This window comes from Cyanobium sp. Tous-M-B4 (genome assembly GCF_024345395.1).
Classification (GTDB): domain Bacteria; phylum Cyanobacteriota; class Cyanobacteriia; order PCC-6307; family Cyanobiaceae; genus Cyanobium_A.
This window is the reverse complement of record NZ_JAGQBA010000003.1, coordinates 144,960-159,677: the sequence shown is the minus strand read 5'-3', so window position 1 is coordinate 159,677 and position 14,718 is coordinate 144,960. Positions and strand designations below refer to the sequence as shown.

The following is a 14,718-nucleotide window of genomic DNA, read 5'->3' as shown; positions in this document are numbered from 1 at the left end:
TCAGGCCTCGCCAGTGATCGAGAGCCCTTCCACCCAGACGTAAGGGCAGAGGCCATCCGGGGTGATCTTGGCCAGGCCTTCAAAGCCGACGATCGCCTTCATCACTGTGCGGATGTCGCCGGCGACTGTGGCGGCTTCGATCGAGCGGCTGACCCCACCCTCAACCAACCAGCCGTCAAAGGGCAAGGAGAAGGAGCCCTGGCTGGCTTTAACTCCAGCATGCAGGGCCGATAGGGAGTCGATCACCACAACGGGGCCGGAATGGTTTAAGCGATCTAGACCCTGCTGGCCGCCGCCGCTGCCAGGGGTAACGCCAATCTCAAACCAATCGGCCCCCACCGACACCTTTGCTCCCATGCCGGCATGGCCGGTGGGCGCCACCCCAAATGCTCGGGCCGTGGCCTCTGAGTGCAGGAAGTTTTTCAGCACGCCGCCAGCCACTAGATCTAGGGGCGCGGTCGGGGTGCCCTCGCCATCGAAGGCAGAGGCGCCCACATTGCCGGGGTGCAGGCCGTTATCGCGGATGCTCAGAAAGGGCACGGCCACGCTGTCGCCGAGGGAGTCGCGGTGGCTGAGGCTCACCCCATCGAGCACGGCCCGGGCATTGAACAGGCTGCTGAAGGCCCCGATTAGGTCGAGGAAGGCTTCCGGGCTGAAAACACAGGTGTAATAGCCGGTTTCGATCGGTGCGTAGTCAAGGTGGGCGATCGTGCGCTCAGCGGCCTCATCGATGCAGCCGGCGATGTCGAGATCGGCGGTGCCGTAGGCCAAGCGCACGGCACCGGAACTGCGCGGTTTGCGGCCGGTTTCCTCGGCCCTGGCGTAGAGGTAGAGGCTGGCGGTGGTCAGGGTCTGGTGGCGGCAGGCCCCTTCGCTATTGAGATAAAGGCGCTCGCTACTGCGCTGAGCCAGGCCGTTGTAGGGAACTGTGCCGATGGCTATGTGGCGATCAAGCAGTTGCCGTTCGGCCTGTTTGAGGGTGTCCAGCAGGCTGAGGATCGGCTGGGGTTGATGCAGCGGTTGATCTAGTGGGGCCAGGGGTGCGGTGGCCAGGGGCGAGAACGCCGGGGTTTCCTCCGCATTGCCAAAGGCGCTGGCGTCGCGGGCGCCGCTCAGGGCCCGGGTCAGTCCGGAATCGCTGAGGTCTGAGGTGCTGGTAATGCCTACTAGGCCGTCCCTGTTCCACACCCGCAAGGTGATGGCGCTGCGTTGGGCACCTTTCATCTGTTTGGCTTCGCCGCGGTCCACCTGCACGGAGGTGTCGGTGCTGCAGGAGGCGCCGAGATCCCATTGCTGGATGCCGGCGCCTTGGGCGAGTTGCTGGAGCCGGCCGCTGAGGACCTCGGCGTTCAGGGTCTGGATGGTGGGCTGGCTCATGCTCAGCGTCCTCCCACGGTGATCGAATCCACCTTGATGTGGGGCTGGCCAACGGTCACGAAGATGCTGCCGCTCACGGAGCCACAGAAGCCCGCTGCTAGTTCCAGGTCGTTGGCGCACATCGAAATGCGCGGCATCACCTCCTTGGCTTCGCCAATCAGGGTGGCCCCTTTTACCGGTTTGGTGAGCTGACCGTTTTCAATCAAGTAGCCCTCCTCCACGGCGAAGTTGAACTGGCCGGTGGGGCCGACGCTGCCGCCTCCCATCGACTTGCAATAGAGCCCCTTATCGACGGAGCCGATCAGCTGCTCAGGGGTGTGGGGGCCGGCGGCGATGAAGGTGTTGCGCATGCGGCTGGCGGCTGCAAAGGTATGGCCTTGGCGCCGGCCGCTGCCCGTGCGGCTGTGGCCGGTGCGCAGCTCGCCGGCTCGATCGCTGAGGAAGCGCTTGAGAACGCCGTTTTCGATCAGCACGGTGCGCTGGGGCTCCATGCCTTCGTCGTCCATCGAAAGGGAGCCGAAGGCGCCATCGCTGAGGCCTTCATCGATGGCCGTGACGGCTTCGTGGGCAATGGATTGGCCGACCATTTCGGCAAAGGGGGTGGTGCCCCGCTCCACCTGGGTGGTTTCCAGCAGGTGGCCGCAGGCCTCATGAAAAATCACGCCGCCGAAGCGGTTGGCCAGCACCGCTGGCATCTGACCGGCTTCGACGTAATCGGCGTAGAGCATGGTGCCCACACTCGAGCACACGTCTTGGGCGGCGGCGTCCGCGTCCCATTGGCGCAGGTCATCGGGGCGATCGGAGGTGCCGTAGCGGCGGCCGAGGCCGGCGCGGTGGTCGCCGTCGGCGGCAAGCACGTTTAAGCCGAGGGACTGGTGCAGGCGGATGTCGCGGGCAAAGGTGCCATCACTGGCAGCAACCAGCACCGACTGCCAGTCACGGGAGTAGCTGCCGCGCCTGGCCTGTAGGTGGCGGCCGTGGTGCTCGAGGCGGCAGGTGCCCTCAAGCAGCTTCAAGGTGGCTTCAGCCAGGGAGGGGCAGCTATCAAGCCAGTCCAGCTTGGCGGCGGCGAAATCGCGCATCACCTGCAGACCTTCGAAAGGGCTGGAGTTGCTGCTGCTGTGGCTCAGCCCGAGCATGCCGAGGGCTTGCTCAAGGGCCTGCATCAGGCCGCGATCACTCAGGTCGTTGGTGCTAACAAAGCCATCGCGGTCGCCCAGGAACACCCGGATACCAGCGCCCATGCCAAAGGCGGGGCTGACGCTGGTGATGGTGTCCTGCTCGGCCAGAACGCCGAGGTGGTCGGTGCGTTCCAGGAAAATTTCAACTAAATCGGCACCAGCTGCCCGGCCGCTCGCCAGTAAGCCCTCCAGCCGCAGCATCCAGCTTTGATCAAATGCATCTGCCACTAACCCTGCCGACTGGGCTGCAGCCGACTGGAGAACAACCGGTTTTGAGGCAACCAAAAGAACTCAGCGAAGGAATGATGTAACTGCAGTCCAGGCAAATGCAGGCCTGACCTGACGAAAATGCTCAGCGCATCAAGAAAAATCAGCGCACTGAGGGCTGGAATTGCTCGCTGCGGATAGCAGGGGTGAAATAAAGCTTGGCCATTTCTGCGCCATTGGCGATCCAATAAGGCAGTTTGCGCAAAACTTTTATTGCTCCAGGAGCACTGCTTGAGTCGGCCTCGCTGAGTTTGGCGTTGTTGCTAACCAGGCGCTCTAGGCGGGTATAGAACTTGGGATGGTCAACATCCAACACCACGGGGAACACTCTGGCGGAGGTCTCGTTGGTTTTAGCAATCACGACCTTGTCGTATTCGCGGGCATCAAGGCCAAGGGCTTCGTAGAACTCTTTGCGAGCAACGTCTCGGACGTACATGGTGGCAAATACTGCCAGCAGGAAGAAGCGGCACCAAAGCCGGGCAGTGAAGCCGCGCACGGTGTCCGGCTGAGCCTTCATCAAGGCGTCAAAGAAATCGCCGTGGCGATTCTCGTCTTGGCACCAATTCTCGAAGAAGTTAAAGATCGGGAAGATCTTGCTCTCTGGGTTTTGCTCCAAGTGGCGATAGATGGCGATGTAGCGCCAGTAGCCAATCTTCTCGCTCAAGTAGGTGGCGTAGAAGATGAATTTAGGCTTGAAGAAGGTATAGGACTTGCTGGCGGTCAAGAAGCCCAAGTCGAGTTGCAGCCCAAAATCTCCCATGGCTTTATTGAGGAAGCCGGCATGGCGGGCCTCATCGCGAGCCATGTGGGCAAAGCACTCGGCAAGCAGCGGATTTTTGGTTTTGATGCGGCGGCTGAGTTCCTTGTAGAGCAGGAAGCCTGAAAATTCAGAGGTGCAGCTCTGCTCAAGAAACTCAACGAAAACCCTGCGGGTATCAGGATCTAGCTTTTCGGCTGCCCCCTCAAACTCGCCGTTGCGCACGAAGTGGTGGCGGTTGTAATCCTTGCGGAACTCCTCGCATATGGCCTCAAGCTCCACCTCATTTGGCCGCAGATCCATCGCCGCCATGGCGTCGAAATCTGTGGTGTAGAAGCGCGGCGTCAGGATCGTGTCCTTGGCCGGATCTTTGATGGCTGGTGCACCGGGCGAGCCCACAGAGGTTTTACTGGGGCTGGTTGTAGCGCTGGCAGTTGTGCTGGCAGTTGCGGCGGGAGGCACCATCGAGGCTTGCGGCTTACGGCAGTAGTTGCATCGTAGAGGGCCTGGTCGTCAGTTCGGGCCGAGCCATTTCTGACCGTTGAGCCGCTGCACCAGCCGCGATACCAGCAGCGCCAGGCTCATCTTCTTCTCGTCGATCAGAAAAGACTCCAGCAGGCTTGGCTGGCCGCCTGCCTCTGCCAATGCAACCGTTTTGGCTGAACTGATGTCTGGTTGGGTGAAGCACAGCCAGAAGCGACGCCGACCAGGCAGCTCCCCTTGAACCATCCAGCACTCCGACCCCACCACGGGCATGGCTCCTTGCACAAAGGCCAGTTCGGCAGCAGCTCCTCCGTAGCCCTGGATCTCCTTGGCCAGGGCCGGGATCAGTAGCTGGGGCACAAAGATCTCAAACGGCTGGTCTTCCACTGCAGGCGGTTTGGCCTTTGCGGGCTGATCTTTGGCAGCTGGCTGGGCGGATTCGCTCACCGTTGCAGGCCCCTTTCGGCATCGTCCTTGGACTTTACGCAGGTTGCCAGGCGCTGGGTTGCCCGGCAGCTCGCTCACCAGTCGTCGCTGCTGGGGCTGTCCCAGCCATCACCCACGGCAGCGGCCTGGGTAACCACCGGTTCGCCTGCTGGAGCTGGGTTGCTGCCTTTGCGAATCACCCGGAATGGCACGGCAACGGTTGGGGCTGGTTCGCCAGGGGGTCTCGGCGGCCCAGCGGCGGCTCGAGCTGCGGGTCTTGCTGGTTCGCTTTGGTTTTGCTGCTGCGGCTGCCTCCAGTTCTCCTCGTGGTCACTGGCGCCGCGGCGCACTTGACGGCGCAGGTTGATCGGGCCAGTGCGCAGGGCTAGGGCGGCTCCGGCGGCGCTCAGCCCGGCTCCCGCGCTGGCGGCCAGGGCTATCCAGGCTCCAATTGGCAGGGCCGGGCTGGTCCAAACCAGCAGGCGCAGGGCTGCATTGGGTCGGGGGTTGAGGGCGCCTACCAGCAGCACCAGCAGCAGGGGAGCCAGCAGGGGGAGCAGCAGCAGGCGTTGCAGCAGGGCCAATGGATCGACTGGGGTGAGGAGGGCGGCCTAGGGGGAAGTCGTCTCAGCAGCTGGTGCCCCATGGGATCCTGGCTGGGGCGGCGGCCCCTGCCAACGGCGCAGGTTGCCGAGCTCGTAGCCGAGCACGTCAAAGACGCGGATCACCAGAAAATCCACCATGTCTTCGATCGATTGGGGCTGGTGATACCAGGCAGGCACCGGCGGGGCGATGCGGGCACCAGCCTCGGCCAAGGCCGTGAGGTTGCGCAGGTGCACCAGGCTCCAGGGGGTTTCCCTCGGGCAGATCACCAGGGGGCGCCCCTCCTTGAGGTGAACATCGGCGGCCCGCTCCACCAGATCCAGGGCTACCCCCGAAGCGATGCGCCCCACGGTGCCCATGGAGGCTGGCAGGATCACCATGCCACGGGTTTTAAAGCTGCCGCTGGCAATGCCAGCGGCCTGGTCGTTCCAGCGGTGGCAGCGCAGCCGCCCGGTGCTGACAGCGGTGCGTTCCCGCCAAAAGGCTTCCTGGGCATCAGGTTCCGAGGGCACCCTCAGCCCCAGTTCGGCCTGCCAGACGCCAATGGCTCCGCGCGAGGTGACCAGCTCCACCGCTTCTCCAGCCTCCAGCAGCAATTGCAGGGCCCGCTGGGCGAGGGGCTGGGCCGAGGCGCCGGAAACGGCTAGCACCACCGGCCCGGTTCCGGATGGCCGAACCATGGCTCAGACCTCGCTCAGCACCGCGATGGGCGCGAAGGGGTCGATGTCGTCCTGGTCCTGGTTTTGGTTTTGGGAATAGGAGTCGGCCGTCTCGCTCTCGTAGCCCTCGGGTAGCACCACGGCCAGGTCGATCTGGTGGCGCAGGGCATCCACCTTCTGGATCTCCACCTCCACCTGGTCACCCAGCATGTAGGTGCGACGGTTTTTGCGCCCCACCAGGCGGTTTTGGCGGGAGCGGTATTCGTACCAGTCGTCCTTGAGGGAGCTGACGTGCACCAGGCCTTCCACCTGGGAAGGGGGCACCTCCACGAAGAAGCCGTAGCTCTGCACACCGCTGATAACCCCAGGAAGCACCTGACCCACTAAGGGCTCGGCCTGGCGGGCCTGGAGCATGGCCAGCAGGTCGGCCTGCAGTTCAGATAAAAAGCGGCGCCGGCCATTGAGACGCTGCACCAGTCCGTGCTCCTGAACTTCCAGGTAGGGAGTTAGCTGGCTTGGGGCCAGCAGCGGCCAGTCGATGGCGCCGTGGCAGGCATCCGATGCCAGATCGACGGTGGTTTTGTGGCGCACACTGGGGCGGTCCTTGCCCTCGGTGAGCAGCAGTACCAGCAGTTGCTGGTTCCAGAGGTCGGCGTAGTGCAGGGTTGGGCAGCACCAGGGGGCCAGGGCTGCCCCCTCTTCCAGCAGGCCCGCCAGGGCATGGGGGCCGGGGCTGGTGCTGAGCTGGATCGGTTTGAGGATGGCCTGCAGTTGCTGCTGCAGGGCCCGGCTGCGGTCGGTGCCAGCGAAGGCGGCGGCCAATTCGGATGCACTGGCATTGCCCTCTTCGCTCAGCTCCAGCGGAATGTCGAGGGCCAGAGCGGCCCGGGCAACGTCATTGAGGTCGCTGGGGTCCGCCAGGGCATTGGTGGCATAGATCGCCGGCAGTTCCAAGCTTGCCAGGTGCTGCCCTAGGGCCTGATCGGCCAGCAGCACCGCTTCGCGCAGCAGGGCCAGGGGATGGTGGGGTTCCAGGCTCACGAGCCAGCCAGCTAGGGCGCTGTCGGGGCCGGGAACAGCCAGATCTCCCAGGCTGTCGATGGCGGGCAGGGGCAGGTTGAGATCTAGGGATCCCGCCGCTTGCCGCCGTTGGCGCAGTAGGCCGGTCACGGCGATGAGCTGCTCCAGCAGGCCCAGCTGCTCCTTCAGCCCCTTGAGCGCCGCTGGCACGGTGCGGCTCTTGGGTTTGCGCTCCGCCAGGGCATTCAGTGCTTCCAAACCGACTGCCGCCACGGGATTGATCTGGCTGCGGCTGAAGCGGTAGTGCTCAAGGCGGCCGTCAGCGCCCAGCTCCAGGGCCACCGACAGGGCTGCCTGCACCTCGCCCACCTTGAAGGCGCTGGCCTTGGCCAGAGCTGAACTCAGCAACGGTAGCCACTGGTTTCCGGTGCAGTAAGCGTCAGCCTGGTTGCGAAGCCAGGTGTCCAGGGTGCTGCCGGCGCTGAAGCGCTCAGCGATGGCCGGTGTGTGCACCCACAGGGTCCAGCCGCCGTCGCGCTCCTCAATGGCCAGGGCTGGCAGAGCGGGGGCTTCCTTGCCGCTCCACGGTTCCAGCAGCAGGGTGGCTTGGGCGGTGAGGTCGATGCGCTCCTTGGCGGCCAGCGCTTTGAGGGTTGCCCGAGGTGGCTGGGGGCGGCTGTGGAGCCGGTGCTTGGTGAGCAGCAGGTCGAGGTCGGCTGCTTCCCCCCCGTTGATAGGCAGGCTGCGCGCCACATGGCCCTGGGGGGCGAACTGCCCCACCGGATAGCGGTCCACCAGCACTTCCACCACCGATGCCTGTTGGCCATCGAGATGGGCGGCGTCGCCAGCTGGCAGCTCCACCGCCGTTAGCAGGCGGTCGTCTAAGGGGGTGGCCACCAGACGCTCATCCTGCTGCTCGACCTGGGCCAGCAGCGAGGTGGTGTGGCGCTCAAGAACGCACTGCACCCCGCCCTCGGGTGAGCGGCGACGGCCGCCTTCGCGGGTCACCTTCACCAGCACTCGGTCGCCATTCCAGGCGTGGTTGAGCTGGTGATCGCGGATGTAGATGTCTTCGCCGCCGTCTTCGCGCAGGGCAAAGCAAAAGCCTTTGCTTGAGCAACGCAGCCGCGCGGCGATCAGTTCAGGGTCTTCGCGGCGGGCTACGCCTGCTTCGCTGACCTCCAGCAGGCCAAGGCGGCTGAGGCCGTCGAGGCCGATCTGAAGCTGCTGCTTTTCAGCTTTTTGGCTGATGCCCAGGGCTTTTTCCAGCTTTGTCAGCGGCAGGGCTTCCTGGGCGGGCAGCTGGTCGAGCAGGTCGGCGACCGTGAACTTCATCGATGGGAGGGCTGGCTGGACTGAAGCCGGTTGATGGCGGACTGGACTCGGAGCGATGCCCACGGCCGCCAAGGCCTTCATGAATCGATATTACTCAGCTGATGATTCTTCGGCTTCCGGGCTGCTCGATCGCTGGATCAGGCGTACGCCGATCACCAAAAAGCCAATCGATGCTGCTAGCTGCAGGGCATTGGTGGGGATCACGGCGGATAGGGAGCCGCCGGCGGCTGCGCCTAGCAGGCTGGCCAGCACCAGGGCAGCGGAACTGCCGGCAAACACCGCTCCAGGGCGGGTTGAGGTGCCACTGATGGTCACGATGGCCAGCTGGGTTTTGTCTCCCAGCTCAGCCAAAAACACTGTGGCGAAGGTGGAAGCGAGAAGGGCGAAGGGCATGGCGTAGCGCTGCGGTTAGGAGAGTGGAAGGTCGGAGGGGCTGGGCACCAGGCCCAGTACGGCTTGCCGGCCCAGCCACAGGCCCAGGGCCACCATCAGGATTCCCGCCAGGCGCTCCAACTGCTGTGGTGGCATCACCTTGGCTAGCCAGCGGCCCAGTAACACCCCCACCAGGCTGGAGCTGATTAGGGCCAGGGAGGCACCAACAAACACGACAACTGGCCTGCCTGATTGGGCAGAGAGCAGCAGGGCGGCGAGCTGGGTCTTGTCCCCAAGCTCAGCCAGAAAGACCGTGGTGAAGGTGGTCAGGAAGGCGGCTCCCCAGCTGCCTGCCCGGCTGGCGCTGGGATCGGGTTCGCTGCTCATAAACGCTTACGTATGGCACGCCTAAAGCGTTTCATTACCCTGCCACGGCCCCCGTATTCGCTGCGAATCTGCTGCAGGCAGCAGCCGATAGCCAGGCGGTCGCCGGCGCCTGGATCATCAACCGTGCCAAACAGCTGCACCAGGTTGGCCACGTTGCAGAAGTCAGGCCGGTCCGCATAGATGCGGCAACTACGCGCGCCGGTGTTGAAGTTGATGCACCAGCCATCGGGGCCAACCATGGCCAGATACTGCTCCTGCTGCTCTGGGCTAAGCGCCTCGATTGCTTCCTGGCGCAGACTGGGATCCAGCCGGCAGCAGGCTCCGCAGCCGCTGATGCATCCCCAATGGGCCTGATCGTCCCTGGCCATCCCCCTGCAGCGATTAACTCCATTCAGCCACAGGCCAAGGCGCTTCTGCCGCTGTGACAAGCCGTCACAGAGCCCGCCGGCAGGCATGGGCCGCTGGGATCGACCCCTAACCTGTGCCCAAAGCGACTACTGCCCTGCGGCAGCAATCTCCATGGGTATCGACTTCCACCTGATCGCCAATTTTGCCGCCCTGGCACTTATCACCCTGGCTGGTCCTGCCGTGATCTTCGTGCTCTTCTACCGCCGCGGTGCACTCTGATCGCCGCTTTGGCCGAGGTTCCAGAGGGCGTGATAAATCGGCTCAGGCTGGATCTGGCGGCCCACATAGGCACCCACCACGGCGCTGAGCAGGATGCCGAAGAGCCACTGCTGATCCCCTGCCATGCGCAGGGCAAATAGCACTGTCATCAGGGGCAACTGGGTAGCCCCTGCTAAGGCTGCCGCCATGCCTAGGGCCAGGCCAAGCTGGCTGCTGCCCCCCAGCAGCTCCAGGCTGCCGCTGCCAAACAGGGCACCAATGGCGAAGGCTGGATCAATCAGGCCCCCGGGGATTCCCGCTGCCAAGGCCAAAATTGGCGCCACCAGCCGGGCTGCCACCAGCAGCAGCCAGCCGATGACGCTGAGTGGCGAGCCTGGCACCGGCAAGCTGCCGCGACCTTCAAGCAGCTGAGCCATCAGCGCTTCGCCATCGCCACCGCTCCAGCCACCGCTGGCCACGGCGATCAGGCCAAGGGCTAGGCCCAGTCCCAGCCCCCAGGCCAGGGGCCGTTGCCGTACTCGCAGGCGCAGCAGGGCTGAGCTCCGCCAGAGGATGCGGCTGAACAGGCCGCCCAGCAGGCCGCCACCCACACCTACGGGCAAGGCCCACAGCAGTTGCTGCCATTCCGGCTGGGTGGTCTGAACCATGCCCAGGGTGAAAAGCGGTGTGCCAGCGAGGTTGCTCACCAGTGCTGCTGCTGAGCAGACCACTACTGCCGGCCACAGCACGGCTGTTTGGAAGCTTCCGGTCAGTTCCTCCATTACAAACACAGCTCCCATCAGCGGGCTGTTAAAGCCCCCCGCCAGGCCGGCGCCAGCGCCGATTGCCATCAGGCTCTGGGTGCTGAGTTTGGCCAGCAAGCGGGGGAAGCGTTGCCGCAGGCGGTAGGCCACTGCCGCGCCCAACTGCACTACGGGCCCCTCGCGGCCGAGGGGCAGCAGGGCGAGGCTGGCCGCCGACCAGAGGCAGAGCCGCGCCACGGTGGCGAAGGGTGCCATCAAAGCGGCGGCCTGCTCGGGATCCTCGAGGCTCTCGATCGTTTGGGGTATGCCCGAGCCCGCACCCCGGGCCCAGGAGCCGGCCTGAAGCCAAAGCAGCGCTGGCATCACCAGCACCGGCGCCAGGGCGATCGCCAGGCCCTGCAGCGTCCAGGCCCCGCCGGCAAAGTTGGGCAGGGCCTGCAGCAGCAGCTCCTGGGCGTGGTCCACCAGATTCAGGGGCCAGCAAGCCAAGCCCACCAGCAGCCCCAACAGCAGGAGCTGCAACAGGAAGTGGAGCTGGCTGCGGTTTAGGGGCAAGGACATCTCAGGCGACCAGCCCCAGGGCCAGGGCCGCATCCTGCATCAGGGCGCGGACGTAGGGGTGGTCGTGGCTGGTGCCCTCGGCGCTGGTGAGTTCGTCGCCGGCCGCATTGCGCACCACCAGCCCAGCCCCCTCGCGGCGACACCAGTAGGTGCGGTTGTGGCGTTGCAACACCACCTCACCACCATCAAAGGCTCCACCAGCACTGGCTCGCAAGCCCACCAGTTCCAGCTGGAGCCGCTCCTCCCCCTGCCAGGAGTCGAGCCGCAGGCGGTAGGCCACATCGACCAATGCCGGCAGGTTGGTTTCACCCTGCCAGCGCCAGCCCATGGCGCGTAGGCGCGCCTCGCTCTGGTGCAGCTCCAGTTGCAGGTGGCCACCGCGCAATAGCTTCTGGGCCGCCACCTGGCAGCCCTGGCTCCAGAACACGGGCTGGGGGTGGCCGATGCCGAAGGGCTCGAGCCGTTGCAGCTGGCGGTAAAAGCTGCGGTTGATCTGCTCGAAGCTGAGCAGGGCTTCCGGTTCTACCGGGGTGCCATGGCCTGCCTGCTGCAGCCAGGTTTGGGCCAGTTGGTTGAGCTGCTCGTGCAGGGCGGCCACCTGCTCGGCGCGCACGGTGAAGCCCCCGGCGGCGGGGTGGCCGCCGAAGCGCTCCAGTAGGGGCGCGCACTGCTGCAGGGCCCCGTCCACCGCAAAGCCCCGGGGCGCCCGCACCGAGGCCCGCAGGCGGCCGTTGCCCTCGCCAGCGAGCAGGGCGGCGGGCAGGCCGAAGCGCTCCACCAGCCGGGCGGCGACGATGCCGATCACGCCGTGGTGCCAGTGGTTCTGGGCCAGCAGCAGGAAGGCCGGGCGCTGGGGACCATCGGCCTCCAGCAGGGCCAGAGCCTCGGCTTCGATGGCGGTGCAGAGGTCGCGGCGCTGGCGGTTGAGCGCTTCGCAATCGCGGGCCAGGGCCAGGGCCCGGCTTGGATCTTCGGTGGTGAGCAACTCCACGACCAGCTGGGGATCTCCAAGTCGACCGACGGCGTTGATCCGCGGCGCGATCTGGAAGCCCACCGCCTGGGCATCGAGGGGCGTCTCGTCGAGGCCAGCTAGCTGTTGCAGGGCCTGGAGCCCCACCAGGGGGCTGCGGCCCAGCTCGGGCAGGCCGTCGATCAGCCAGCGCCGGTTCACCCCCACCAGCGGAGCCATGTCGGCGATCGTGCCGATACAAAACAGATTGAGAGCAATCTGCTGGCCGTCGGTGTACCGCAGGCTTTGGCAGAGCGCCGCCGCCAGCACATAGGCCAGCCCCACCCCCGCCAGGCCCCGATAGGGGGATCCGGGTGGGGTGCGCTGGGGATGCAGCAGGGCATGGTGCGGCGGCAGCGGATCGGGAATCGTGTGGTGGTCTGTGAGGATCGCCTCGACGCCAAGGGCTTGGGCCCGCTCCAGGGCCTCCAGGGCAGACACCCCGTTGTCGACGGTCACCAGCAGGGCGACCCCCTGCTCCGCCAGCTTCTCCACCATGGCGGCGTTGAGGCCGTAGCCGTCGTCCATGCGGCTGGGGATCGCCGCGATCGGCCTGGCGCCAAGGCGCTGCAGCACTCCCACCAGCAGGGCCGTGCTGGTCATCCCGTCGGCGTCGTAGTCGCCGCAGATCGCCACCGCTTCCCCCTGGCTGCAGGCGCGCTTCAGCCGCGCGACGGCCTTGGCCAGGTCGGGGAAGTGGCGCCTGGCCGCCGGTGCCGCCTCCGGATCCAGCAGGGCAGCGATGGCCTCAGGGGTGGTGAAGCCCCGGCGGCTGAGCAGCGCCAGTAGCGGTTCGGGCAGGGGATCGGTGGCCGGCTCTGGCTTCAGGGCGCCAGGCGCCAATGGAGCGGGCAGGTGCCAGCGTTGCTCGTGGAGGGCTGGCAGCAACGACATAACAACCGGGACCAAGTCATTGTGCGGGAGCTGCGGCTAGGCCGCATCCCCCAGAAGCGAGGAGCCCTAGCCTGATAAGCCCTGGTGCGAGCAGCTGATGGCCCTGCAAGCCCTGCTCTGGGATGTCGACGGCACCCTGGCGGAGACCGAGCGGGATGGCCATCGCTTGGCTTTCAACCGGGCCTTTGCCGACGTTGGTGTGCCGCTGCATTGGGATGCCGCCCGCTACGGCGAGCTGCTGGCCATCAGCGGTGGCGGGGAGCGGATCACTGCTGCCCTAGCGGAGCTGCTGGGCGAGCCGCCACCGCCAGAGTTGGTCGCTGAGCTGCAGGCCCGCAAGCAAGACCATTACGCAGCTCTGGTGGCCGCCGGTGAGTTGCGGCTGCGCCCCGGGGTGGTCGAGCTGATCGCTGCGGCTGGCTCGGCTGGCCTGAGCCAGGTGATCGTGACCACCAGCGGTCGCGCCGCGGTGACGGCCCTGGCGGAGCACCTGCTGGGGGGGCTCCGCCACCACTTCGCCTTCTGGGTGTGCGGCGAAGATGTGGCTCGCAAGAAGCCCGATCCGGAGGCCTACCGGCTGGCCCTGCAGCAGCTGGGCTACCCCGCCAGCACGGCCCTAGCCCTGGAAGATTCCGGCAATGGTCTTGCGGCCGCCGCCAGCGCCGGACTGGCCTGCCTGCTCACAGTTAGTCACTACGGCAGTGCGGAGCCGCTGCAGGGCTTTGCGCGGGCGCGGGCGGTGGTGGATCAGTTGGGCGCCGGGGCAGCCGTGCTGCGGGGGCCCGCTTGTCAGGGCCGGCAGATCACGCTCTCCTATGTCCAGGCCTTGCTGGAGGATTCGCCAACGTGACGCGTTCGAACCTGCAGCCCACCCGCTTCAATCGGGCTATCGAGCGGCTAGGAGCCCAGCTGCTGGGCAATGTGCGTGGCAATTGGCGCCACCGCAGCAGCGTGCTTTTGGCCCTGCTGCTGGGCTTTTACGCCGGTAGCAACATCACCGCATACGTGCTGCTGCAGATCCCCGGTGGGCGACCGATGGCAGTGCTGACAATGGTGCTGCTGGTGGAGTTGGTCGTGCGCGTGCGCGGCCGATTGGTTCGAGCCACGCCCGGACTTGGCTGGGTGCTGGTCGACAACCTGCGCATTGGCATGGTGTATGCAGTAGTGATTGAGGCTTTCAAGCTCGGCACCTGATGGATTCCCAGCTAGAGCGCAGGTTTGTGGAACCCCTGCTGGCCCAGTTGCAGATGCTGGGCTCCAGGGGCCAGCGCGCGGTGCTGGCCCTCAATGGGCCGGTGGGCGCTGGTAAATCCACCATGGCTCGAGTGCTACAGCAACGGGCCGCCGGCCTTGGGCTGGGGCTGGCAGTGGCCTCAATCGACGACTTTTACCTGCCCTGGGAGCAGCGGCAACGAGCGCTTGAAGGCAACCCTTTTGGCGTATCACGGGTGCCGCCGGGCAGTCATGACGTGGCCCTGGCGCTGGACTGTCTCGACGTCTGGCAGGCCGGCGGCGCCCTGCGGCTGCCTCGTTTTGACAAGACCCTGCGGGATGGCCTGGGTGACCGCTCTGCTGAGGAGCTGGTGGAAGCGGAGGTATTGCTGTTGGAGGGCTGGCTGCTCGGTTGCCGCTCCCTGGGCAGGGAAGCCCTAGCCACTATTCGGCCTCCGGCCGGGCTCAGCTCCGAGGAGCTGGACTGGCTGCCCCACTGGGACCAAGTTCTTGAGGCCTATCAGCCGCTTTGGCAGCGCTGCGCCCAACTGTGGTTGTTGCGTCCCCAAAGCTGGCAGTCGCCGCGCCGTTGGCGCCTGCAGGCGGAGGCGAAACAGCGCCGCCTCGGCGAAGCCTGGTTGCCAGCGACTGAGCTAGATCGCGTGGTGCGTGCCAGCCTTTGTTGTCTACCCCCATCCCTTTATCAGAATCCCCTGCTTGAGCTAGCCAGCGGTTACGCCGTGCTGGACAGCCGCCGTCGCTGGATTGACGGCAGCTGCGTTAGCTCAGAGTCGTAGTTGAGTAT

The 14,718-nt window shown here is 65.7% G+C and carries 16 protein-coding genes; 4 read left to right on the top strand and 12 right to left on the bottom strand.

Going from position 1 to position 14,718, the window contains the following annotated elements:
* The 10 genes from KBY73_RS07115 to KBY73_RS07070 form a co-directional block, all read right to left on the bottom strand.
* Positions 1 to 1,377, bottom strand: coding sequence for a TldD/PmbA family protein (locus KBY73_RS07115; protein ID WP_254936393.1), 1,377 nt, complete (start codon positions 1,375 to 1,377; stop codon positions 1 to 3).
* Between the two features lie 2 nt (positions 1,378 to 1,379).
* Positions 1,380 to 2,759, bottom strand: a complete 1,380-nt coding sequence (locus tag KBY73_RS07110; protein WP_254936392.1) for a TldD/PmbA family protein — start codon at positions 2,757 to 2,759, stop codon at positions 1,380 to 1,382.
* 169 nt (positions 2,760 to 2,928) lie between these two features.
* Positions 2,929 to 4,047, bottom strand: a complete 1,119-nt coding sequence (gene acsF / locus KBY73_RS07105; protein WP_254936391.1) for a magnesium-protoporphyrin IX monomethyl ester (oxidative) cyclase — start codon at positions 4,045 to 4,047, stop codon at positions 2,929 to 2,931.
* Positions 4,048 to 4,095: 48 nt separating this feature from the next.
* On the bottom strand, positions 4,096 to 4,512 hold the full coding sequence (locus tag KBY73_RS07100; RefSeq protein WP_254936390.1) for a DUF2996 domain-containing protein: 417 nt from the start codon (positions 4,510 to 4,512) through the stop codon (positions 4,096 to 4,098).
* A 74-nt stretch (positions 4,513 to 4,586) separates the two neighbouring features.
* On the bottom strand, positions 4,587 to 5,075 hold the full coding sequence (locus tag KBY73_RS07095; RefSeq protein ID WP_254936389.1) for a hypothetical protein: 489 nt from the start codon (positions 5,073 to 5,075) through the stop codon (positions 4,587 to 4,589).
* Positions 5,076 to 5,102: 27 nt separating this feature from the next.
* A complete protein-coding gene (locus KBY73_RS07090; RefSeq protein ID WP_254936388.1) occupies positions 5,103 to 5,774 on the bottom strand; it encodes a flavin prenyltransferase UbiX in 672 nt (223 codons plus the stop codon).
* 3 nt (positions 5,775 to 5,777) lie between these two features.
* Positions 5,778 to 8,108, bottom strand: a complete 2,331-nt coding sequence (locus tag KBY73_RS07085) for an RNB domain-containing ribonuclease (RefSeq protein ID WP_254936387.1) — start codon at positions 8,106 to 8,108, stop codon at positions 5,778 to 5,780.
* 90 nt (positions 8,109 to 8,198) lie between these two features.
* Complete coding sequence (locus KBY73_RS07080; RefSeq protein WP_254936386.1) at positions 8,199 to 8,501, bottom strand: TMEM165/GDT1 family protein; 303 nt, start codon at positions 8,499 to 8,501, stop codon at positions 8,199 to 8,201.
* A 15-nt stretch (positions 8,502 to 8,516) separates the two neighbouring features.
* Positions 8,517 to 8,867: a TMEM165/GDT1 family protein gene (locus KBY73_RS07075; RefSeq protein WP_254936385.1), complete on the bottom strand. Its 351-nt coding sequence runs from the start codon at positions 8,865 to 8,867 to the stop codon at positions 8,517 to 8,519.
* Positions 8,864 to 9,235, bottom strand: coding sequence for a YkgJ family cysteine cluster protein (locus KBY73_RS07070; protein ID WP_254936384.1), 372 nt, complete (start codon positions 9,233 to 9,235; stop codon positions 8,864 to 8,866). Before KBY73_RS07070 ends, KBY73_RS07075 begins: the two co-directional genes overlap by 4 nt.
* A gap of 85 nt (positions 9,236 to 9,320) precedes the next feature.
* Here KBY73_RS07070 and psb30 point away from each other — a divergent pair, with 85 nt between their 5' ends.
* Entirely contained in the window at positions 9,321 to 9,494 is a 174-nt protein-coding gene (psb30, locus tag KBY73_RS07065) for a photosystem II reaction center protein Ycf12/Psb30 (RefSeq protein WP_254936383.1), read from the top strand.
* On the opposite strand, the gene KBY73_RS07060 is transcribed toward psb30, so the two are convergent.
* Both KBY73_RS07060 and recJ read right to left on the bottom strand, forming a co-directional pair.
* Positions 9,473 to 10,798: a chloride channel protein gene (locus KBY73_RS07060; RefSeq protein WP_254936382.1), complete on the bottom strand. Its 1,326-nt coding sequence runs from the start codon at positions 10,796 to 10,798 to the stop codon at positions 9,473 to 9,475. The two genes, psb30 and KBY73_RS07060, sit on opposite strands and share 22 nt — an antisense overlap.
* A gap of 1 nt (position 10,799) precedes the next feature.
* Positions 10,800 to 12,701: a single-stranded-DNA-specific exonuclease RecJ gene (gene recJ, locus KBY73_RS07055; RefSeq protein WP_254936381.1), complete on the bottom strand. Its 1,902-nt coding sequence runs from the start codon at positions 12,699 to 12,701 to the stop codon at positions 10,800 to 10,802.
* 97 nt (positions 12,702 to 12,798) lie between these two features.
* On the opposite strand from recJ, the gene KBY73_RS07050 reads away from it, so the two are divergent.
* Genes KBY73_RS07050 through KBY73_RS07040 form a run of 3 tightly spaced genes read left to right on the top strand, consistent with a single transcriptional unit; the run spans position 12,799 to position 14,710 of the window.
* Positions 12,799 to 13,551: an HAD-IA family hydrolase gene (locus KBY73_RS07050; protein ID WP_254936380.1), complete on the top strand. Its 753-nt coding sequence runs from the start codon at positions 12,799 to 12,801 to the stop codon at positions 13,549 to 13,551.
* Positions 13,548 to 13,895 (top strand): DUF565 domain-containing protein, encoded by a 348-nt coding sequence (locus KBY73_RS07045; protein WP_254936379.1) that lies wholly within the window; start codon positions 13,548 to 13,550, stop codon positions 13,893 to 13,895. Before KBY73_RS07050 ends, KBY73_RS07045 begins: the two co-directional genes overlap by 4 nt.
* On the top strand, positions 13,895 to 14,710 hold the full coding sequence (locus KBY73_RS07040) for a hypothetical protein (protein WP_254936378.1): 816 nt from the start codon (positions 13,895 to 13,897) through the stop codon (positions 14,708 to 14,710). Before KBY73_RS07045 ends, KBY73_RS07040 begins: the two co-directional genes overlap by 1 nt.
* Positions 14,711 to 14,718: the final 8 nt, after the last annotated feature.

Excerpts from the sequence above, each read along its gene's own strand:
- KBY73_RS07085 (WP_254936387.1), bottom strand. The coding sequence starts at position 8,108 with ATGAAGTTCACGGTCGCCGACCTGCTCGACCAGCTGCCCGCCCAGGAA.
- KBY73_RS07110 (WP_254936392.1), bottom strand. The coding sequence starts at position 2,759 with ATGCTGCGGCTGGAGGGCTTACTGGCGAGCGGCCGGGCAGCTGGTGCC.
- KBY73_RS07090 (WP_254936388.1), bottom strand. The coding sequence starts at position 5,774 with ATGGTTCGGCCATCCGGAACCGGGCCGGTGGTGCTAGCCGTTTCCGGC.
- recJ (WP_254936381.1), bottom strand. The coding sequence starts at position 12,701 with ATGTCGTTGCTGCCAGCCCTCCACGAGCAACGCTGGCACCTGCCCGCT.
- acsF (WP_254936391.1), bottom strand. The coding sequence starts at position 4,047 with ATGGTGCCTCCCGCCGCAACTGCCAGCACAACTGCCAGCGCTACAACC.
- KBY73_RS07115 (WP_254936393.1), bottom strand. The coding sequence starts at position 1,377 with ATGAGCCAGCCCACCATCCAGACCCTGAACGCCGAGGTCCTCAGCGGC.
- KBY73_RS07040 (WP_254936378.1), top strand. The coding sequence starts at position 13,895 with ATGGATTCCCAGCTAGAGCGCAGGTTTGTGGAACCCCTGCTGGCCCAG.
- psb30 (WP_254936383.1), top strand. The coding sequence starts at position 9,321 with ATGGGCCGCTGGGATCGACCCCTAACCTGTGCCCAAAGCGACTACTGC.
- KBY73_RS07080 (WP_254936386.1), bottom strand. The coding sequence starts at position 8,501 with ATGCCCTTCGCCCTTCTCGCTTCCACCTTCGCCACAGTGTTTTTGGCT.
- KBY73_RS07075 (WP_254936385.1), bottom strand. The coding sequence starts at position 8,867 with ATGAGCAGCGAACCCGATCCCAGCGCCAGCCGGGCAGGCAGCTGGGGA.
- KBY73_RS07060 (WP_254936382.1), bottom strand. The coding sequence starts at position 10,798 with ATGTCCTTGCCCCTAAACCGCAGCCAGCTCCACTTCCTGTTGCAGCTC.
- KBY73_RS07050 (WP_254936380.1), top strand. The coding sequence starts at position 12,799 with ATGGCCCTGCAAGCCCTGCTCTGGGATGTCGACGGCACCCTGGCGGAG.
- KBY73_RS07070 (WP_254936384.1), bottom strand. The coding sequence starts at position 9,235 with ATGGCCAGGGACGATCAGGCCCATTGGGGATGCATCAGCGGCTGCGGA.